Here is an 18,016-nt window from a genome sequence, read left to right as displayed (position 1 = left end):
GGCTCGGTGGGGTCAAGGCTGGTCCTGTCCATGCTGTTTTAGAGGAGTTCAGGCGTGCTGTACCTAGCAGAGCTATCCAAGCCGATTGGATTTGCCAAGTCGTCTCTGCAATTGCTGGCCAAGCAGCAGCAGGACAATACCTGGGTGGCCGTGAACGAAGAATCCATTACCTTGGAAGGCCGCATCGCCCAGGAGGCTGGGCGCTTCAAGGATGGGTCATTGGTGCTGGCGGAAATCTCCGGCAACCGTCAGGTCGCCCGCATCAGCGAAGCCGCTCGCCAACTGGTGACCTATCTGCAAAACTTCAGCCAACTTCAGCTCAGAGCCCGCAGCCAGGAAGAGGAGATCGAGGTTTGGAAACAGTCCCTCACCTTTCAGGCGCATGAGCTTACCCGCCGCGAGATGGAGCTAGCAGCCCAGGAAGAAGAGGTGCAGCGGCTGTATGAGCAATACAAGAGTGTGGAGGAAGATCGCAAACTTCTGGACAGCCTCAAAGAGGAACTGGCAGCCCAGCAAGCTTACTTGGCTGAACAACAGCGCCTGCTCGGAGAGCAGCGGGAAGCTCTGAATCGGCAGCGGCAAGAGTTGGAAGCCCAGTTGCAAGAAGCTCGCTCCAGCCGCTTGGGGGAGGCAGAAGCAGCGCAGCTACAGGCTTTGGTGCAGCAGCTCCAGGAGACTCTACATCCGGCTGGGGATCCCTTGGCGCTTCTGCAAAGCTTGAAAAGCCACATTCAGCAGCAGCAGGAGCACTTGAATCAACAGATTGCCCAACTGGAAGCAGAACGTCAGCAGGCCCAGGCCCGGCAAGACGAGCTGGATCGAGACTACCGCGCTTGGCAAGAACGCCACACCGCTTGGTGGGGATCCCGACAATCCCTGGAGCAAAGCCAAGCAGAGTGGCAAACTCGACGGGGATCCCTGCGAGCCCATCAAGAGCACCTGCAGAGGATTCTCCAGCAGCTGCAATCTCAAGAGAGCCTATACCAGAAAGCCTCTCGTCTGGTGCAGGAGTACGACTTTATCGTCGATGGCAGCAGCAACGGCAGGGCTGGGGAGCCGGCGATCTCGGTCGAGGAGCTGGCGGCTTTGGTCAGCCAACTGCGCCGAGATTACGAGCAGCGGGCGGCCCAGGTCAGCCAGCAGCGGGCCGAACTGGAGCAAAACCGGCAAACCCTGCGGGAGCTGCAAGAGCGGCTGGCCACCGCCTCTCCAGAGGAGCGGTTTGACATCGAGATGGATATCGACTATGCCCAGTCTGCCTGCAGTGCTTTGGAAGAAGCCCTGCTGCCTCAGGAAAAAAACCTGCAGCGAGAGTATGAAGAGTTGACCCGCCAGGAAGCCCGCCTTAGACAGCTGCAAAATCAAGCTGCTGCCCCGGTTCAGGTCGATATTGGGCCGCTCCTGGAACAGATCGGCAGCCAGAAGCAGGATCTTCTCCAAGAAAAAGGTCGTCTGCAAACCCTCATTCAACAACTGGAATCGTCCTTGCCTTCTCAGCAGGAGCAGCTCGCCCGCCAACGGCAGGAATTGGAGCAGCAGTGGCAACACCTGGAGCAAGAGGAGGGATCCCTGCGGGCGCGCGCCCAGGCCATGGCAGAAACCTGGGGTCGCCTCAATCACCTGCAGGCCACCCTCTACCCAGAGCGGGATCGGTGGGCAGCGTTGGCGGGAGAATTGGCGCAGTTGGAGACGGAGCTGAGCCAACACCAAGCCAGAAACTCCACCGCACGCGACCACGTCCAGCAGGTACACTCTCTCTTGGCTACCCTCGCGCAGGCGTGAGGGAGTTCACGTTTCCTGTGGGGGGTGGGGAGAACCGGCGCAAGCGGAACTACGGCCTTAATTGAGGAAAACAAATCTGGTAAAATTCGCTAGCACCCTGCAGCCACTGGGGCTCCCAATTCTCGGGCGAGGGGACTGCAGAGGTTAGTGCGTTTTGCCCCGCTTCCTGCTTGCAGTTGCCAAGGATATTCCAGTGTGAGGTCAGCTTGTGCGAATTGCGGTCGATGCGATGGGGGGTGACTACGCTCCCGAAGAGATCATCAAGGGCGCCCTGCTGGCCCATCGGCAGCTCCGGGTCGGGATTGCACTAGTCGGTCGTCCAGATTCCCTCAAGCCCTTTCTGCCCCAACCCTTGCCTGCTGGGATCACCATTGTGCCTGCCGAAGAGGATGTGGGCATGGCGGAAGAGCCGCTGATGGTGCGCAAAAAGCCCAAAGCCTCCATCAACATCTCGATGCAACAGGTGCGCTCCAACCAAGCGGATGCCGTGGTGGCCGCCGGGAATACCGGAGCAGCGATGGCTGCGGCCTACCTGAATTTGGGCCGGCTGGCAGGGATCGATCGCCCGGCCATTGGCGCTCTTTTGCCCACTTTGAAAGGCAAGCCGGTGCTGCTGCTGGATGTGGGGGCCAATGTGGATTGCCGGCCCCGCTTTTTGGAGCAGTTTGCCCGCATGGGATCCCTCTACTGCCAGTGCGTGCTGGGGATCGAGCGTCCGCGGGTGGGCCTGCTCAACATCGGCGAGGAGCCCAACAAGGGCAATGATTTGGCTCTGGCCACCCACCAGCGTCTGGCCCAGTTGCCAGGGATCCATTTCGCCGGCAATGCCGAGGGGCGGGATGTGCTGACCGGGGAGTTTGATGTGGTGGTGTGTGACGGCTTTGTGGGCAATGCCCTCCTCAAGTTTGCCGAAAGTGTTGGCCAGGTGATCACCCAGGTGCTGCGGGAGGAGCTGCCCCGCGGCTGGCGCGGCAAGTTGGGCTGCTGGCTGCTCCGGCCCAACCTCAAGCAGGTAAAGCGGCGCATGGACTACGTGGAGTATGGCGGTGCTTTGCTGCTCGGCGTCAACGGCATCTGCGTGATTACCCACGGCAGCTCCAAGGCGCCGATGGTCTACCACGCCATTCGCCTGGCCAAAGAGGCGGCAGAACAGAAAATCCTACAGCGGCTGCAGGCGGAAATGGTTGACCCTCGCGAACCTGAATCCAACCCCAGGCGGCGCACCCGGCCCCTTCAGGTCTACTCTGGCTCTGGCCCGGAAGTCTTGCCGTTGGGATCCCTGGAAAGGACTTCCTCCCGCTGTCCCGAACCCGTGGAAGATGCCCAGCCATAGCCTCCCGACCGTGCGGCTGGTGGGGGCAGGGGCTGCCCTGCCGGATCCCTGCCTGAGCAACGACGATCTCGGCCAGATCGTCGAAACTTCCGACGAATGGATCTGGCCCCGCACCGGCATTCGTCAGCGGCGCATTCTGCCCCCTGAGCTGAGCTTGGTGGATTTGGCGGTCCAGGCAGCCAAGGCCGCTTTGGCTCAGGCCGGGATCTTGCCTCAAGACCTGGATTTGATCCTGCTGGCCACTTCCACCGGTGTCGATCGGTTTGGCTCGGCCCCTCAGGTGCAGGCAGCTCTGGGAGCAACGCGGGCGGTGGCTTTTGATCTGACGGCAGCCTGCACAGGCTTTGTCTTTGCAGTGGCCACGGCAGCGCAGTTTTTGCAAACCGGGCTGTACCGGCGGGCCTTGGTGGTGGCGGCGGATGTGCTCTCCCGCACGGTGGACTGGGCAGATCGCACCACCTGTGTCTTGTTTGGAGATGGGGCCGGGGCGGTGGTTCTGGAGGCGGGGGAAACCGGCGGGATCCTCAGCATTGAGCTGCGCAGCGATGGCAGTGGCAGCCAGCTGCTCAGCTTGTCCATGGCTACAGAGGCCAAGCCCCTGGTGAGATCCCTGCAGGTGGGGCAGTATCGCTGCTGCCCCATCACCATGAATGGCCGCGAGGTGTACAAGTTTGCCGTCCAGGCGGTGCCGGAGATCATCGAGAAGGCTCTCTTTCGGGCTGGGATCCCGGCGGAAGCAGTACAGGGATATTTTATTCATCAGGCCAACCAGCGCATTCTCGATGCGGTAGCCAAGCGTTTGCAACTGGATCCGCAGCGGGTGGCCAGCGTCTTAGAGCATTACGGCAACACCTCGGGCGCTTCGGTGCCGATTGCCTTGGCCACTTGGATCGAGCAGGGACGCTTTGGCGCCGGCGATCTGGGGGTGATGGCGGGCTTTGGCGCCGGCCTTACCTGGGGGGCGATTGTGTTTCGTTGGGGGAAATGAATTGATGACCGTTGCCTGGATCTATCCCGGCCAGGGATCCCAAGCGGTGGGCATGGGAAGGGACTTGCGGAACTGGCAGGGAGCAGCCCAGAAGTTGGCTTTGGCCCGTGAGATGTTGGGATGGGATCCCTTAGCTCTGTCGGAAGACCAGATCCACCAGACCGGCTACACGCAACCGGCTTTGTTCACCGTATCGGCCCTGTTGACGGACTATCTCTACGCCCAGGGACAGGCTCCTGCCTGCACTGCTGGCCACAGTCTGGGCGAATACAGCGCCCTCTACGCTGCCAGCGTGTTTGATTTCGAAACCGGCCTACGGCTGGTGGCGCTGCGGGGCCAACTGATGGAAGCCGCAGGGGATCCCCCGGGCAGCATGGCGGCAGTGATGGGGTTTGACCGCGACAAGCTGGAGCACCTGTGCCAGATGATCCCCGATGTCACCCTTGCCAACGACAACAGCCCGGATCAGGTGGTGATCAGCGGCTCAGTGGAGGGGGTGCGGGCCGTCTGTGAGCAGTTGCAGGCCAAGCGCACCGTTCCCCTCAAGGTAAGTGGCGCCTTTCACTCGCCCTTTATGCAGGCTGCTGCCGAGGAGTTTGCCCACACCTTGCGCGCTGTTGACTTTCAGCCGCCGCGAGTGCCCGTCTACAGCAACTGCACTGCCACCGCCAGCCGGGATCCGCAAGCCCTTAAGCAGGCGCTGCTGGCCCAGATGACTGCCCCTGTCCGCTGGCGAGAGACGGTGCTGCACATGGCTGCCGACGGCATCCAAGAGGTGTGGGAAATCGGCCCCGGAAATGTTCTGACGGGCTTGGTGAAGCGAACGGTGCCGGCCCTGGCACGGCGCACTGTCAGCAGCCTCAGCAGTTAGTGGATCTGTTTTTAACGGGAAAGAGCTCTGTCCCGCTAACGCGACCAGGATCCCTCCAAGTGGGATCCAACCGGCAAGCGACCCTGGGCCGGGATCTGTCCCAACAACACCTGCAGCAACGCCTGTAGAGAGACGGGGGTAGTGCCGTAGCAGGCCAAATAGACCGGGATCTGGGGCAGGGCAAAGGCGTCGTAGGGGGATCCCAAGGCCAACCCAATCACCTTTTCCGGCGGAAGGGATCCCAGTAAGTCCGCCAGCAACTCCTTCTGAAGCGGGTAACGAAACAGATCAAGGGATCCCACCAGCACTTGGTCAGCTCTTGACGCCCCTTGCAGGGTTGTTTGCAAATCCTCAGGGGTAGGCTCTGGGCTGATCTTGAGAACCTGAGCACCGGGCCAGACATTTTGGAAAAGATCCCCCAGAAGAGGCACAGGGGTAATGAGCAGCGGGTCGGGGGCTAAGGGGGGCAGGGATCCCCGTACTAGGGTGATGCTGTCTTGGGCGATTTGGCGGGCCAGTGCCCGGTGGTTTTCCAAGCCGGCAGGGGGGAAAGGGGGGCAGGGGGATCCCAATCCGTAGCGCCGCTTCAAGGTCAAAATTCGCTCCACTGACCGATCCAACTGCTCAACCGACAAACGACCGGCACGGAACTCCCGCAGCAGATGGGCATAGGCTTCTTTTTGGATGGCCGGGCTAAAGCCGGGATCTGCCCCAAACACCAGCACATCGGCCCCTGCCCTAAAGGCCAGTTCTGCCGCTTCGGGAATGCCGTAGGTGCGGGCAATGGCCCCCATGGTCAGGGAATCCGTCAGGACAAGACCCTTGAAACCCAGCTTCTGCCGCAGCCAGCCGGACACCACCTCAGGGGCCAGCGTTGCCGGTTGCAAGGACTTCGTCCCGCTGTCGCCGACGGATCCCAGAGCCGGCATCACCACATGCGCCGTCATCATCGCCTCTGCCCCTGCCCGGATCAAAGCCTGAAACGGGCGCAATTCCGTGGTCTGTAGCGCCTCCAGAGGGCGATCCACCCGCGGCAACCCCAGGTGGGAATCCATATCGGTGTCCCCATGGCCGGGAAAATGTTTGGGCGTACAGAGGATCCCGGCTTGCCGATAGCCGCGCCACAGGGCGAGGCCGTAATCTGTCACCTGTTTCGGGTCTGACCCAAAGGCTCGGATGCCGATGATGGGGTTGTGGGGGTTGCTGTTCACGTCCACAACAGGGGCGAAGTTGAGGTTAAACCCCAAACTTTTCAGCTCCGTTCCCACCGCACGGGCCATAGCTTCCGCCTTTGCCAGGGATCCCGCTGCTGCCACTGCCATGGCGCTGGGGAACACCGTCACCCCCTCGGTAAGGCGCACCACCGGCCCCCCCTCTTGATCAATGGCTATCCACAGGGGGACAAGGGCTTGTGCCTGAGCCGCGGCAATGAGCTGGGCCACCTGAGGCAACGTTTGAATGTTGCCGGCAATCGAATAGAAGATCAGCCCGCCCACGTGGTAGTCCCGGATCATCTCCTCGAGAGCGGAGGAAAACTCAGCTCCCTCAAAATAAACCAGAAACAGTTGCCCCACTTTCTCCTCAAGGCTCCAAGCCCTGGGATCCACTGCGGCAGCGGGACGGGGTCCTTTCGCGTCAGCGGGACGGAGTCCTATCGAGCATGTCAAAGCAGATGTCCTTGGGCGTCGCTGCCAAGAAAGCCGGTCAGGATGAGCGTAAACTACCCGACACCAACCGCTAGGCGGTACGGAGCGGGCTTTTAGTAGCCCTGCAGTTAGCAAGCCAACCACGAGCCTCTGGGGTGGTTTACAGCACCCCCAATCGACCGTTACCAGTGCCTTAAACAACCGTTTCTGGTGCCCGCAGTATTATTATAGCATTCCTCCCGACACCGACCCTACGGGTACAGTGCGGGGCTCCTGCGATTTCTAGCTGAAGTGGCTCTTGCAGGTTTAGAGTGGCGATTGACTTGTAGTTGTGGCCATACTGGAGGGATGGCGTAAAGAACTGTAACCTCAGCAGTACACCAGAGTCATCTTGAAGTGCAGTGATGAAGTGCAGTGAAATAGTGCAGTAAAATTGTCTCTAAGGCGTTCTTTGTTCTTTGTGTTGGTTCTAGCTCCCCTTTCTCCTTAAAAAAAGAGGAGTTGTGAGTGAGAGAAAACCTACCCAAACATTACCTATGGTCAAAACAATCTTCAAGACAATCTCCTCTTCCACCCTGGGGTCGATGATGTTGCCTTTCTCCTGCCGCCAGCTTTGGATAACTGCCTTTCCCGCGTTGGCTGGAGTTACGGTGGCTATTGGCGGCCTTGGGGCGGGAGGATCCCTGTGGCAGGCAGGAGCAGCAGGTTTGGCCACGGGGATGACGGGCTATGTGGCTTCTGCTCTATCTGGAAGCGAGGCCAAAGCCAAAATCCAGCTTCTGCAGCACCTCGAAAATCGACAGAAGCAAAACGAAATCACTCCTTCAGACCTACAGCAACTGCAAAGCGAACTGGCCAACCTGCGTGCTGCCCTTGAAGATTGGGCAAAAGTCCAGCAGAAGGGGGTGGCTGCTGCCCAACCTTATGATGAGGCTCGTTCGCAAGCTCAAACTCCTCAGCTTCATTTTGAAACAGAGATCCAGATCCAATCTCAAGAAGAACGACTTCCTCAGTTACGCGCAGAAGAGCAAAGCCTGAAAGCCTCGATTGAAGATTTACAAGCCAAGAAAAAAAGGCCCATTCAGTCCCTCAAAGAGGGCATAGCCAAGGTGGAACAACTCCAATCAAAACAGAATCTCCTCAAGCAAGATATTGCCCCCCTAACCCAGGCTGATCCCTCAACAGCTGCTGGCAACTTCGCGGAACGGCCATCCGTTCCCAAAAAAGGATCTCCAGACGTATCTCTCAACTTGGCCCGCACGACCAAAGCTGCCGCCGGCGTCGCATGGGCCGACAAATATGACGAAGTCTTTGCAACCCTCGAGGAGCGAATCGACAACCTGGAAGATAGCGCCAGAGCAATGGCAGAACTGGCATCGATGGAAGGCAACGGTAGCCGGTAGGGGCAGACATCCCATCCCAATAGCACCGAAACGGTTCACAGCTCTGGCTCGCCAAAGCCCCGCAGAGGGTGAGCGTGTTCTGAGGGGATCAAGCCCTTGGCCTGCACCAATACCCCAAAGCCCCCCAACCCCATGGGATCCAGCAGCGCGTGAAGAGCATGTCGCCGCCGCAAAACCTGGCCCACATCCACAGCTTCGCCATCAACCGGGTTCCCCATTTGGCTGAGGGCAGCCAGCCGCTCGGTCAATCCCAGGTTCACCAAAAAGTTGCTCTGCCGGGTGAACCCCAGGCATCTTAGCCCCAGAGATTCTCCCACTTGCTCTAGGGTCGTAAAGTCCACATGAGCGGTGAGATCCTGGGATCCCACCCGAACATAGGGGTCCGTATAGCTGCCGTGCTGTCGGTAGGCCAAGAGCGTACCTTGGGCGCGGTGGGGGCTGTAGTAGCTCTGGGCGGTGTGGCCGTAATCGATGGTGAGCACGTAGCCTCGCCGCAGCTTACGGGCCAGCAGCTGCAGCCACTCCAAGGCTTTCAGGTTCACCTCGGTTTGGTAACCGGACGGATAAGTTTCTACAGGGATCCCCAAGCGGGCAAAATACTCCCTCAGCTCAGGAGTGGACAGATCCCCCAGCACTTCCCGGAAGTTGGCTTCTGCAGCCTCGCCGCAATCGACATAGATTTCTCGCAAAGCCCCATCCTGCACCTGCACCCGATGCACCGGAAAAGCATCCACCAGCTCATTGGAGAAGAAACAGCCTGTGACCGACTCATCCGGGATCCCGTCCCAATCCAACCAGCGCACCTTCTCCCCAAAAGGGGCCAACCGCTCCTGCTGGAGCTGCCGCAGATGGGCAGAACGCTCCAAAATCCCATAGTCCAGCGCCTGCCAAAAAGAGGGCTGTTCGCGTAAGCGGGCCGCAGGCCTTGCAGAGCGCACGTAGGTCAGCCAATCCTGGGCCAAGCGACCGCTGCCTGCCCCCATCTCGATGACCGTGAAGGCAGAGGGGGATCCCAAAATGTGCCAGAACTGGTGGATTTGCTCCGCCAACAGTTGGGCAAAGTCCGCCGCCAGGTGGGGGGAGGTGAGGTAGTCGGGGCCAATCGGGGATCCCTGCTCGTAATAGCCCAACCCTGGCTCGTAGAGAGCCCACTCCATAAACTGGGCAAAGGTCACCGGTCCCTGAGCGCGAATGCGGCTGACAATCAACTCCCGCAACTTCTGCGTGGCCTGAGGTGTCGATAGAGAAAGACTCGGGTCGCGTAGGTGTTGCTCAGGAGCGATCACAGGTGAGGATTCCAGGGATCCAGACTCACTCAACTTACTTGTTCAGGGGACGACGCCAATTTTGGCGAAACTGACGGTTTGAGAGCAGCAGCACCGGCCAGAGGGCCGATACCACCCACTTCCCGGAGCCCGAATAGATGCGATCCGCCTTGCGGGCCGAGTACCAAACTCCACCTGCATAGATTGCCAAGAGCAAAAAAGGCCACATCTCAACCCATCCTGTTCAACGCTGCTCACCGAGTCAGGGATCCCCAATCAGTAGGCATCCTGCAGCTCATAAAAATCAGGCGTGATGTAGTCCTTGCGCAGGGGCCACCCTATCCAGTCTTCCGGCATTAAAATCCGCTTCAGGTTCGGGTGTCCCTCGAAAACAATGCCATACATGTCGTAGGTTTCCCGTTCCTGCCAATCCGCCGACTTCCAAATCCAGTATACGGAAGGTAGGCGTGGATCCTGGCGAGGCAACTTTACCTGGAGCCGCACCTCCTGAGGGCGATCCGCCCCGTCTGACAGCTTGATCAGGTGGTAAAGGCTGACCAGTGGCTGCCCTGCCCCCAGGTCATACCCGCACTGGCACTCCAGGTAGTTAAAGCCGTAGGCATAGAGGGCGGTACACAAGGGTAGGAGAAAGTCCCGCTCCACCTCCAACAGCTCTACCCCCGCTGCGTCTCTCCCCAAATACTGGTGCTCGAAGCCGTTGTCGGCCAGAAACTGGGAAACCGGGCCCCGCTCCAACGTCACCAAGGGTTCCGACTGCTCGCCTGCGGATGGCGGCGCTTGTTTTTCCTGGGCATTCTCCTCTGCCATCTCACACTCCTCCCTGCAAGGCTTTGAGCTGCTGTTCCGCCCGCTTAAAGTCGGCGGTTTGCAAGGCCGGGGGCACTGGCAAGCCAATGGCCGCAGCCAGCTCTGGCGGGGGAGCTTGGCGGGTCTCGCTCTCCAGATACTTGCCGGTGATGATCTCCGGCACAGGCTTGAGGTTGTGCTTAACCGTGTAGTAGCGGTGGGTTTGCTGCAGACGGCCTCGTTCCCGCATGTCCTCGGCGGCGATCTTCTTGCGCAGCTTGACAATGGCATCCATGATCGCTTCTGGACGAGGAGGGCAGCCGGGAATGTACACATCCACCGGGATCAGCTTGTCCACCCCCCGCACTGCCGTGTAGGAATCGGAGCTGAACATGCCACCGCTGATGGTGCAGGCCCCCATGGCGATCACGTACTTCGGCTCAGCCATTTGCTGGTAGAGCTTGACCAACGCCGGAGCCATCTTCATGGTGACCGTGCCCGCCGTGATGATCAAATCAGCGGTGCGTGGCGAAGAACGAGGCAACAGGCCAAACCGGTCGAAGTCAAAGCGGGATCCCAGCATGGCAGCAAACTCGATGAAGCAGCAGGCGGTGCCGTAGAGCAGCGGCCAGAGGCTGGACATCTTAGCCCAGTTGTACAGGTCGTTCACCGTCGTCAGAACGACGTTGTTGGAGAGGTCGGTAGTCACCTGGGGGGCAGCCCCCGGAAACAAGACTTGCGATTTCTCAGACGTCATGACCATTCCAATGCTCCTTTTCTCCAGGCGTACACAAGACCCACCACAAGGATGGCGATGAAAATCAGGGCCTCCACAAAGGCCAACAGCCCCAAGCGGTGAAACGCCACTGCCCAGGGATAGAGGAACACCGTCTCTACATCGAAAATGACGAAGACCAGTGCGAACATGTAGTAGCGAATGTTGAACTGGATCCAGGCTTGCCCAAACGGCTCCATGCCCGACTCGTAAGTGCTGCGCCGCAGGGATCCCCGCCGCTTTGGCGCCAAGAGTGCAGAAGCCCCCAGAGCCAAAACCGGCAGCAGAGAGCAGAGGATCAGGAAAACCAGCAAATACTCGTAGCCGGACAGAACAAACACGACGCCAGACTGCCTCAGTTGCTCAACATTTAGATACGTTTCCAGTATAGAGCCAGTCTGTGGCTCCCCTGCGCCACGGGATCTTCAGTTCTATTGATGATCATGATTGTTGGGAGCGGCGTTTTTCCAGCCAGCCCCACACTCCGCTCACCACCGCCCCGGCCATCAGGATCCCCAAAGCCGGCTGAAACAAAGGCAGCCAGAGCCGCATCCAAAGTTTGTAGCCCAGTGGGATCCCAAGAAAAGCCCCGGTTACGGAAAAGACAAACCAGACAAACCCGGCGAACACCAGAAAGACAACGGCAATCAGGAAGTTATCCAGCCAGCGCTTGAGGTCAGAGGAAACCATAGGGATTGAGGCAGAACAGCTTGAAGTAGACCTAGAGGCAATCTGGGAACCGAACCTTTTGGGCCGCTAATGCCGATATCTCAGCTAGAAATCGCAGGAGCCCCGCACTGTACTCATAAAGTCAGTGTTGGGAGGAATGCGTGACTTTATTTGTTTTATGTTATAATAATAATGCGGACACCAGAAACGGCTTTTTAGGGCACTGGTAACGGTCGATTGGGGTTGTCGTAAACCAGCCCAGAGGTCCGTGGTTAGTTTACTAACTGCAGGGCTACTAAAAGCCCGCTCCGTATTGCTTTAGCGGTCTGAGTCGGGTAGTTTACCATCTTTCACCCAGACAGACTGCCGGAATAAGTTCAACAGACAGGGTAGCTTACCCCAGCACTTGGTGAAGATCCCACGTGCACCTTTTTGGGTAGAGTAAGCTGTGCCGGCCCGCTGCTGACCCGCTGTGAACACAACCCAAAACCACGGTAGCGCCAGTAGGATTCCCCAGCCAGCCTGCTAACAATAAGTGAGATTTCCCTTCTGCCGCTTGGTCAGCTCAGGTTGAAGATTGTCCCCAAATGGCTGCACCGGTTGTTGACTTGTCAAGATATAGTGGTAAAAATCTGCTTATACACAATATGTAGCGTTAAGCCGATGTCCATCTCCTCTGGCTCTTCTTTTGCAGACCGCTTGCGATGGGTGATTGGCGATGAAGCCGTCTATGCGTTTGGGCGACGGGCCGGAATTAGCGATACGGCCTTGCGCAGCTACCTGAAGGGATCCGTGCCCAGCATTGACAAGGCCGTGAAAATTGCCCAAGTGGGCCAGGTCAACCTCAATTGGCTGATTACAGGGGAGGGATCCCCGCAGTTGCATCCCGACGCGAAAGCAGAGTATGTGTATGTGCCTTTTGTCGATGTAGCCGCCTCTGCCGGAGCGGGGGTGTTGGTGCGCGAAGAATCGATCGAATCGGTGGTTGCTTTTGAGCGAAACTGGCTGCGGACGCACTTGAAGGGAAACCCTGCCGATCTAAGTCTGATTCGGGTGCAGGGGGATAGCATGTCTCCCACGTTGGAGGATGGCGACTGGATCTTTGTGGAACGGCAAGAGGGCGGGGATCTAAGCTGTGAAGGCATTTACGTCTTTCAGATGGATGGGGATCTGTTGGTCAAACGACTGCAGCGCCTGCCCGGATCCCAGGTGAAGGTGATCAGCGACAATCCCCGCTTTCCCCCTTTTGTGGCGGATTTGGCGGATCCCATCAACGGCCTAACCCTCATAGGGCGTTATCGAGGTCGCATCAGTTTTGATTAGCCTCCCACAGCAGATGGCGGGAAGTGGCAGTTGGACCGACCGAGAATCCCCTTGGCGAGATCGGGTCGCCGGTTAGGATGGGTCTTGAGGGTTGAGTTGAGAGGAGTTCCTGCTCCTTGCCTGCGCCCATCCAGCCGGAGGTTTGCCTGCAATGGCTCGTTCGTCCCAGCTCCTAACAGTCGCTCTCCATTCCCTAAGCGGGATCCTCTTGGTCAGCAGCGGAATCTGGGTCGGGATGGTGCTTCCCCAGCAGGCCCAACCTCAGCCCCAGCCGGAGACCAACATCTCTCCCACTCAACCCGCTTCTCCCACACCACCGATCCTGCCCACCTTGGCTCCGCCCCAGGCCAATCCTCCGGTGGCCAGCCCAACAGCAGATGCAGATCCAGAGGAAAATCATGAGAGCCCCACGGATCTGGAGGCAGAGATTCGGGAGATCCGCCAGCAGGTGATCCAGCTCTTGATCAGAATTGAGGAATTGGAGTCGCGGCTGCAACGGCTGCGTTCTCAAACAGCCCCTGAGCCTGTCAGGGAATCTTCCACTGCTGCCGAGATCGTCCCAGGAGAAGAAAGCACCCCAGCCCCGACCAAAACGCCGACCTCTTTTCAGGTGGGAACCCAAACCATCAGCCTGCCGGGCGATTTGCTGTTCGATTTTGACAAAGCCGAGATTCGACCTGAAGCAGCCTCGCTGTTGGCCCAGGTGGCCAAGTCCTTGGAAGCTATGCCCGGCGCCCGCGTTCAAGTGAATGGCCACACCGATAACATCGGGCCCTTAAACTACAACTTGGCCCTTTCTCTGCGCCGCGCCAATGCGGTTAAGGACTATTTGACGAAGCTGCTGCCGGAAGGCCATCCCATCAGTTGGACAACCTCTGGCTTTGGTCCCACCTTGCCCGTTGCCGATAACGACACAGAAGCCGGACGGCAGCGGAACCGCCGTGTGGATTTGGTCATCGCTCCCTAGCTGCACCCCCCAAAGTGGGGGATGACACGTTCTAGCAGGGCTCTGGTCTAGAATCTGGTAGGGTCAATCCGGCCAGGATTGATGGGCTTGAGTTCAATCCTCATCGTTGGGGTTCGGTTTTGAACGCGGCAGGGATCCCTCTGGACAAGAGGCAAACGTTTGCGCTGAGGGTTGACACAACCCTGGACGCGCTTGACCAGGTTTTGACCTGGTTTGAGTCTTTCCGAAATGCGGGCATCCCGGATCCCATTTGGGCGGAATGTCAGTTGGCTTTGGTAGAGGGGTTTACCAACGCCGTTCGCCACGCCCACCGCGCTCTGCCGGAAAGTACGCCCATCGACATTGAGCTGCTGCTGATGCCGCAGGGGTTGGAGTTGCGCATCTGGGATCGGGGTCAGGAGTTTGATCTGGAGGGATTTGCCCGGAACGTGTCGGATCCCACATCGCCCAACGCCAATCTTGAATCCGAGGGGGGACGGGGTATTTTGCTGATGAAAGCTCTCTCTACCCACTTGAGCTACACCCGCCAGGCCGATGGTCGCAACTGCCTGGTGATCGGCAAGCGCTTCGACGATCCTGTTCGAGTCTGTCGGTGCCGGGCCTAGGCGAGCAAGCCGCCGCTTAACTTGCGAATGGCCGAGCTGGCTACATCGCTGTAGCGCAGTTCACCGGCCAGGATCTGGCCCATGCGCCGAGTGGCTCCCGGTCGCTTAACGCCCACCCTATAGCCCACGCCCGGAAAGCGATAGAACAACGCCGCAATCCGCTTGGCCCAACGCATCTCGGAGCCCCATTCCTGCTGGACGCGGGCGGAGTAGTTCTCCAGAGCTTCTGTATCCCCACCCAGGGCTTGATCGATGGCCTGGGCCGCCAACATGCCGGTGAGAAGGGAAGGGCGGATCCCTTCGGCGGTAAACGGATCGATGACGCAGGCGGCATCTCCCACCAAGAGGGCATTTTGGGTGTGTAGCGGTTGATCTTCGTCCCAGAGGCAGATGGGATGGCCAAATGGCTTGACCGATTTCAAGTCCACACCAAAGCTTTGGGCATATTGGGCGGCAATTTCCCGCAGGTTTTGTTTTTCTCCACCCCGAAAGGTGCCCGCTCCAATTGAGTAGCCATCGGCCTTGGGGAAGTTCCAGATGTAGCCATTGCTGACGGCACCGAAGTCAAAATGGGCGGCTGCAGTTTGCGGCTGCGAGAGGGGCACTTCTGCTTCCAAGGCGGCAGCCAGGCGACGACGGCGTTCCTGAAAGCCCAGCCACTTGGCCATCGAGCCTTTTGCCCCATCGGCCCCAATCACGTACCGACCCCAGACTGGGCCGGCGGATGTCATCACCTGCCAGTGGTCACTTTGCCACTCAAGGCCGGAGACGGGGCATTCTGCCTGGAGCGCAGCCCCTTGCTTTTGCGCCTGCTGAATCAAGTAGTGGTCGAAAATATCCCGCCGCACCATCCAAACGGGCTCTTTCAAATCCAAATCGACCACCACCGGATCGCCGCCGCGCCAGGTGTAGCGGATTTGCCGGATCTTGAGGGAAATGGCGGGGCCAAAGTCGAAGTCAAACCAAGCCGCCACCATAGGAGAAACTCCCCCCCCACAGGGTTTGTAGCGGGGCAAGGGATCCTTTTCCAGAACCAGCACCGAGCGTCCCCGCTTGGCCAGATGGTAGGCGGCAGATCCTCCAGCAGGGCCGGCGCCGACGATGACACAGTCGTAGAGTTGCGGCATGGTTTTCGATACTCCAGGCCCCCCCATCCTGGGTTTTGCTCACCAGCTTCTAGCCTATTATGGCTACAGCGAATTGCCTGCACGTTGCTTGCCTTTTTGTCGGGAAGACCATGCGAATTCGCTGGCAGCGCCTTGCCAACCAGCCCTCAGCTTGCTACTGTGCCGCCTGCGGAAAGCGTTTTGCGGGCGGGAAGCGAGTTCGTTGCCTTTTCAACGATAGGGGTCTGAATCTCGGCCCTATTTGCCCAGAGTGCTTTGCCCTTCCCCCAGTTCAGTTGCGAGAACAGATCCACCGCTATGCCTATTTGATGCGCCTGAATCGTCTGCGGGATCCCGGCAGCCAAGACCACGCCCATCATCTGGAACAAGCGGCCTGGGAGCGCTCCATTCGTTATCCGGGCCTGTGGGGCTGGCTGCGGCAGTGGTGGTAGCGTTGGCAAGGGGATTGGGCATTCTGGAAAAGATGCAGGAAAATCAGGAGAGGTTGCCTTCGGGATCCCAGACCCGTTGGCTTGTTTGCTCTCGTTGGTTGAGGAGCCCCCATGCACGACCTGGACAGTTTGCCAGAACCAGTAGCCGATGCCTTGATCAAAAGCCTGCTTACGGACGTGGAGCGGCTGATCAACCAGCACGGACTGTCAGAGGTTCTGGTGGGGTTGGCCATGTATTGCAACGTGCAGTTCAAGGCCAAGTTCAATAAGCCCAACCGCACGGAGAAGGATGAGGAGTTGGGGTTTTATTTCCGCGACGCCGCCAAAGCTCTAGAGGTGGCTGCCAGCCTCACCTATCGCACCATCGACCGCTCTCAATCTGCCCGGCCCAGCACCTAGCCACTGGGATCCCTTTTTGGCCTCCACCCCCAAGCCCCTCTCCCAGGGGGAGAGGGGGGCAGGCATTTAACCAGCAAACCGTTTCACCGCAATGGGAAGGGAAGGAACGCGGCATCTTGGGGTGGCAAGGGATCCCCCTGGGTTTTTATGCTGGTGGGCAACAAGTTGCATTGAGGCTGAGCGTGAGAATCGTCTGGGAACGCAGCATTTACGGGGGCAATGGCCGAGTGCCCTGCATTATCTGTGGGGGATGGGCCAACCCCATCCAGAAAAAAGGGCACCAAGTGTTGCTGGCGGTGGTCTATAACGACCGCGGGCAAATCTACGGGGAAGTCTGCCGCAGCTGCCTCGGTTTGGGGGCCAAAGGCATCAAAGAGTGCCTGCAAGAGCGGATCGCCCGTTTGCGCAAGCAACTGGAAGATTTGGAAGAGCTGGAGCAGGGAGAGGTGCAACTGCCTACATTGGAGGAGGAGTTGAGCGCCTATTTGGATTGAGGACTACACCCCTCTGAAAAACTTACGAAACCCCAATAGGAGGTGACGTCTCTGATTTCTTCCTGCTTCCACGACCCATGACTGGTAGCGGAGTTGGCCTCTATGGTCGTTTCAGGTTAGTCTGAGACGCCCGAGCTACTGAGAAAAGCCCCGCCCTACCGCTATGGGGAAGTAAGCTAACGGCGCGCAGAGGACGTCAACAACCTTGGTCAGCAAATATGGACAGCAAATATGGACGGAGAGGGAGGGATTCGAACCCTCGACGGAGCTTTTGGGCCCCGTAACTTCTTAGCAGGAAGCCGCTTTCGACCACTCAGCCACCTCTCCAGGGCCAGGAAGGGCAATGGCAAGCTGGGATCCAGACACCAGTTCACTCATTGTAGGGGATGGGATCCCACCCGGCAACTGCCCCCTGACCCGCCCTGCAAAGACTCCGTCCCGCTATCGCGATCAGCCGGGATCCCTCCTGGGGTTGGGTGAGTCTAGCTCACCACCTGCAGGTAAATATCGAAGCTGCCGCTATTGTCGCCGTAGCTGCCCTTGGCGTCATTGATGTTGAAGGCAATATCCAGGTTGGGATCCAGATCCACCTCTTGGGGCTGCTCTGGCGAGGACTCGAAAACCTGATGGGCCACCAGTTGGGCGTTGGGTTGAAACAGCACAATCCCGTAGCGGCAGAGGCCCGGGTAGCGCCACTCCTCAGGGGTCGGGATCCCTTTGCCAAGGGGCGAGCGGATGCTGGTGGAAAACGAGAAACCATAGCGCCAAGCCACATTCCTGGCGAAAAAGCGGATACGGCTGGCCCGCAGCGGACGCCCTTGCCAGCGTAGAATGTTGCCCGTCTCTTGGTTCACCCGCAGGTCACGGAAAGCCATCCAAGCTCGCAAAGCCTCTTCTTCAGGTTGGATCCCTTCGATGGCCAGAGCCTGGATCCAATCCAAGTCACTGCCATCGCAGGTGATCTGCCGCGGAATTTGCGCCAAATCCAGTTGTGCCAACCCCAGAGTATCAGACGCAGATTGGGTAAACATCTATCTCTGATACATTTACGCTGAACACTGCTGAACATCACTGTTCAACTATGCAGCGATAGCATTCTGTTTGTTTCCAACCAGAATGGCGGTATCCCGC

General features: G+C 58.8%; 20 protein-coding genes and 1 tRNA gene. 11 read left to right on the top strand and 10 right to left on the bottom strand.

The genetic code is table 11. From position 1 onward, the window contains the following. The first annotated feature begins 54 nt into the window (after nucleotides 1–54). The 4 genes from hmpF to fabD all read left to right on the top strand — a co-directional run bounded on the left by hmpF (nucleotide 55) and on the right by fabD (nucleotide 4,974). Nucleotides 55–1,782 (top strand): pilus motility taxis protein HmpF, encoded by a 1,728-nt coding sequence (gene hmpF / locus ACVWYY_RS05970; protein WP_457403289.1) that lies wholly within the window; start codon nucleotides 55–57, stop codon nucleotides 1,780–1,782. Between the two features lie 208 nt (nucleotides 1,783–1,990). Continuing rightward, on the top strand, nucleotides 1,991–3,115 hold the full coding sequence (gene plsX / locus ACVWYY_RS05965; protein WP_457403288.1) for a phosphate acyltransferase PlsX: 1,125 nt from the start codon (nucleotides 1,991–1,993) through the stop codon (nucleotides 3,113–3,115). Continuing rightward, on the top strand, nucleotides 3,102–4,103 hold the full coding sequence (locus ACVWYY_RS05960) for a beta-ketoacyl-ACP synthase III (RefSeq protein ID WP_457403287.1): 1,002 nt from the start codon (nucleotides 3,102–3,104) through the stop codon (nucleotides 4,101–4,103). The genes plsX and ACVWYY_RS05960 overlap by 14 nt, the downstream gene beginning before the upstream one ends. Nucleotides 4,104–4,107: 4 nt before the next feature. After that, nucleotides 4,108–4,974, top strand: coding sequence for an ACP S-malonyltransferase (gene fabD / locus ACVWYY_RS05955; protein ID WP_457403286.1), 867 nt, complete (start codon nucleotides 4,108–4,110; stop codon nucleotides 4,972–4,974). Between the two features lie 35 nt (nucleotides 4,975–5,009). Here the strand turns inward: fabD and ACVWYY_RS05950 are convergent, their stop codons facing one another. After that, nucleotides 5,010–6,548 (bottom strand): glycoside hydrolase family 3 protein, encoded by a 1,539-nt coding sequence (locus ACVWYY_RS05950; RefSeq protein ID WP_457403285.1) that lies wholly within the window; start codon nucleotides 6,546–6,548, stop codon nucleotides 5,010–5,012. Nucleotides 6,549–7,339: 791 nt separating this feature from the next. Here ACVWYY_RS05950 and ACVWYY_RS05945 point away from each other — a divergent pair. Continuing rightward, complete coding sequence (locus ACVWYY_RS05945; protein ID WP_457403284.1) at nucleotides 7,340–8,023, top strand: hypothetical protein; 684 nt, start codon at nucleotides 7,340–7,342, stop codon at nucleotides 8,021–8,023. Between the two features lie 35 nt (nucleotides 8,024–8,058). On the opposite strand, the gene ACVWYY_RS05940 is transcribed toward ACVWYY_RS05945, so the two are convergent. The 6 genes from ACVWYY_RS05940 to ACVWYY_RS05915 form a co-directional block, all read right to left on the bottom strand. After that, nucleotides 8,059–9,309, bottom strand: a complete 1,251-nt coding sequence (locus tag ACVWYY_RS05940) for a class I SAM-dependent methyltransferase (RefSeq protein ID WP_457439858.1) — start codon at nucleotides 9,307–9,309, stop codon at nucleotides 8,059–8,061. Nucleotides 9,310–9,343: 34 nt separating this feature from the next. Continuing rightward, nucleotides 9,344–9,517, bottom strand: a complete 174-nt coding sequence (locus ACVWYY_RS05935; protein ID WP_414331502.1) for a hypothetical protein — start codon at nucleotides 9,515–9,517, stop codon at nucleotides 9,344–9,346. A gap of 47 nt (nucleotides 9,518–9,564) precedes the next feature. After that, the gene (locus tag ACVWYY_RS05930; protein ID WP_011433902.1) at nucleotides 9,565–10,116 is read right to left on the bottom strand and encodes an NAD(P)H-quinone oxidoreductase subunit J; all 552 of its coding nucleotides are present in this window, start codon (nucleotides 10,114–10,116) and stop codon (nucleotides 9,565–9,567) included. 1 nt (nucleotide 10,117) lies between these two features. Beyond that, a complete protein-coding gene (locus ACVWYY_RS05925) occupies nucleotides 10,118–10,852 on the bottom strand; it encodes an NADH dehydrogenase subunit K (RefSeq protein ID WP_457384275.1) in 735 nt (244 codons plus the stop codon). After that, a complete protein-coding gene (gene ndhC, locus ACVWYY_RS05920) occupies nucleotides 10,849–11,211 on the bottom strand; it encodes a photosynthetic/respiratory NAD(P)H-quinone oxidoreductase subunit C (RefSeq protein WP_414331498.1) in 363 nt (120 codons plus the stop codon). The genes ACVWYY_RS05925 and ndhC overlap by 4 nt, the downstream gene beginning before the upstream one ends. Before the next feature lie 100 nt (nucleotides 11,212–11,311). Next, on the bottom strand, nucleotides 11,312–11,560 hold the full coding sequence (locus ACVWYY_RS05915; protein WP_011433899.1) for a hypothetical protein: 249 nt from the start codon (nucleotides 11,558–11,560) through the stop codon (nucleotides 11,312–11,314). Between the two features lie 642 nt (nucleotides 11,561–12,202). Between ACVWYY_RS05915 and ACVWYY_RS05910 the strand changes: the two genes are divergently transcribed. From ACVWYY_RS05910 to ACVWYY_RS05900, 3 genes are all read left to right on the top strand, one after another. After that, nucleotides 12,203–12,862 carry an XRE family transcriptional regulator gene (locus ACVWYY_RS05910; RefSeq protein WP_457403281.1) on the top strand — a complete coding sequence of 220 codons (660 nt, stop codon included), beginning with the start codon at nucleotides 12,203–12,205 and terminating at the stop codon, nucleotides 12,860–12,862. Nucleotides 12,863–13,013: 151 nt separating this feature from the next. Then, a complete protein-coding gene (locus tag ACVWYY_RS05905) occupies nucleotides 13,014–13,829 on the top strand; it encodes an OmpA family protein (RefSeq protein ID WP_414342005.1) in 816 nt (271 codons plus the stop codon). Nucleotides 13,830–13,948: 119 nt separating this feature from the next. Continuing rightward, nucleotides 13,949–14,434 (top strand): ATP-binding protein, encoded by a 486-nt coding sequence (locus ACVWYY_RS05900; RefSeq protein WP_457439856.1) that lies wholly within the window; start codon nucleotides 13,949–13,951, stop codon nucleotides 14,432–14,434. Here the strand turns inward: ACVWYY_RS05900 and ACVWYY_RS05895 are convergent. After that, entirely contained in the window at nucleotides 14,431–15,561 is a 1,131-nt protein-coding gene (locus ACVWYY_RS05895; RefSeq protein ID WP_414352097.1) for a geranylgeranyl reductase family protein, read from the bottom strand. The genes ACVWYY_RS05900 and ACVWYY_RS05895 overlap by 4 nt on opposite strands. A 110-nt stretch (nucleotides 15,562–15,671) precedes the next feature. Here ACVWYY_RS05895 and ACVWYY_RS05890 point away from each other — a divergent pair, with 110 nt between their 5' ends. From ACVWYY_RS05890 to ACVWYY_RS05880, 3 genes are all read left to right on the top strand, one after another. Then, nucleotides 15,672–15,992, top strand: coding sequence for a hypothetical protein (locus tag ACVWYY_RS05890; protein ID WP_457439854.1), 321 nt, complete (start codon nucleotides 15,672–15,674; stop codon nucleotides 15,990–15,992). A 111-nt stretch (nucleotides 15,993–16,103) separates the two neighbouring features. After that, nucleotides 16,104–16,391, top strand: a complete 288-nt coding sequence (locus ACVWYY_RS05885; protein ID WP_011433893.1) for a hypothetical protein — start codon at nucleotides 16,104–16,106, stop codon at nucleotides 16,389–16,391. 182 nt (nucleotides 16,392–16,573) lie between these two features. Then, the gene (locus ACVWYY_RS05880; protein WP_457403278.1) at nucleotides 16,574–16,885 is read left to right on the top strand and encodes a hypothetical protein; all 312 of its coding nucleotides are present in this window, start codon (nucleotides 16,574–16,576) and stop codon (nucleotides 16,883–16,885) included. A gap of 236 nt (nucleotides 16,886–17,121) precedes the next feature. Here ACVWYY_RS05880 and ACVWYY_RS05875 read toward each other — a convergent pair. Both ACVWYY_RS05875 and ACVWYY_RS05870 read right to left on the bottom strand, forming a co-directional pair. Further along, a tRNA-Ser gene (locus ACVWYY_RS05875) sits at nucleotides 17,122–17,212 on the bottom strand. Nucleotides 17,213–17,367: 155 nt separating this feature from the next. After that, on the bottom strand, nucleotides 17,368–17,916 hold the full coding sequence (locus ACVWYY_RS05870) for a hypothetical protein (protein WP_457439852.1): 549 nt from the start codon (nucleotides 17,914–17,916) through the stop codon (nucleotides 17,368–17,370). Nucleotides 17,917–18,016 lie beyond the last annotated feature (100 nt).

The sequence above is a fragment of the Thermostichus sp. MS-CIW-34 genome, from assembly GCF_054060435.1.
The sequence above is the reverse complement of the archived record's forward strand: the minus strand, read 5'-3'. Positions and strand labels throughout refer to the sequence as shown.

What these genes read in the sequence shown, in the direction of transcription:
- ACVWYY_RS05960 (WP_457403287.1), top strand. Translation starts at nt 3,102, where the DNA reads ATGCCCAGCCATAGCCTCCCGACCGTGCGGCTGGTGGGGGCAGGGGCT.
- fabD (WP_457403286.1), top strand. Translation starts at nt 4,108, where the DNA reads ATGACCGTTGCCTGGATCTATCCCGGCCAGGGATCCCAAGCGGTGGGC.
- ACVWYY_RS05945 (WP_457403284.1), top strand. Translation starts at nt 7,340, where the DNA reads ATGACGGGCTATGTGGCTTCTGCTCTATCTGGAAGCGAGGCCAAAGCC.
- ACVWYY_RS05935 (WP_414331502.1), bottom strand. Translation starts at nt 9,517, where the DNA reads ATGTGGCCTTTTTTGCTCTTGGCAATCTATGCAGGTGGAGTTTGGTAC.
- ACVWYY_RS05930 (WP_011433902.1), bottom strand. Translation starts at nt 10,116, where the DNA reads ATGGCAGAGGAGAATGCCCAGGAAAAACAAGCGCCGCCATCCGCAGGC.
- ACVWYY_RS05925 (WP_457384275.1), bottom strand. Translation starts at nt 10,852, where the DNA reads ATGACGTCTGAGAAATCGCAAGTCTTGTTTCCGGGGGCTGCCCCCCAG.
- ACVWYY_RS05915 (WP_011433899.1), bottom strand. Translation starts at nt 11,560, where the DNA reads ATGGTTTCCTCTGACCTCAAGCGCTGGCTGGATAACTTCCTGATTGCC.
- ACVWYY_RS05910 (WP_457403281.1), top strand. Translation starts at nt 12,203, where the DNA reads ATGTCCATCTCCTCTGGCTCTTCTTTTGCAGACCGCTTGCGATGGGTG.
- ACVWYY_RS05905 (WP_414342005.1), top strand. Translation starts at nt 13,014, where the DNA reads ATGGCTCGTTCGTCCCAGCTCCTAACAGTCGCTCTCCATTCCCTAAGC.
- ACVWYY_RS05895 (WP_414352097.1), bottom strand. Translation starts at nt 15,561, where the DNA reads ATGCCGCAACTCTACGACTGTGTCATCGTCGGCGCCGGCCCTGCTGGA.
- ACVWYY_RS05890 (WP_457439854.1), top strand. Translation starts at nt 15,672, where the DNA reads ATGCGAATTCGCTGGCAGCGCCTTGCCAACCAGCCCTCAGCTTGCTAC.
- ACVWYY_RS05885 (WP_011433893.1), top strand. Translation starts at nt 16,104, where the DNA reads ATGCACGACCTGGACAGTTTGCCAGAACCAGTAGCCGATGCCTTGATC.
- ACVWYY_RS05870 (WP_457439852.1), bottom strand. Translation starts at nt 17,916, where the DNA reads ATGTTTACCCAATCTGCGTCTGATACTCTGGGGTTGGCACAACTGGAT.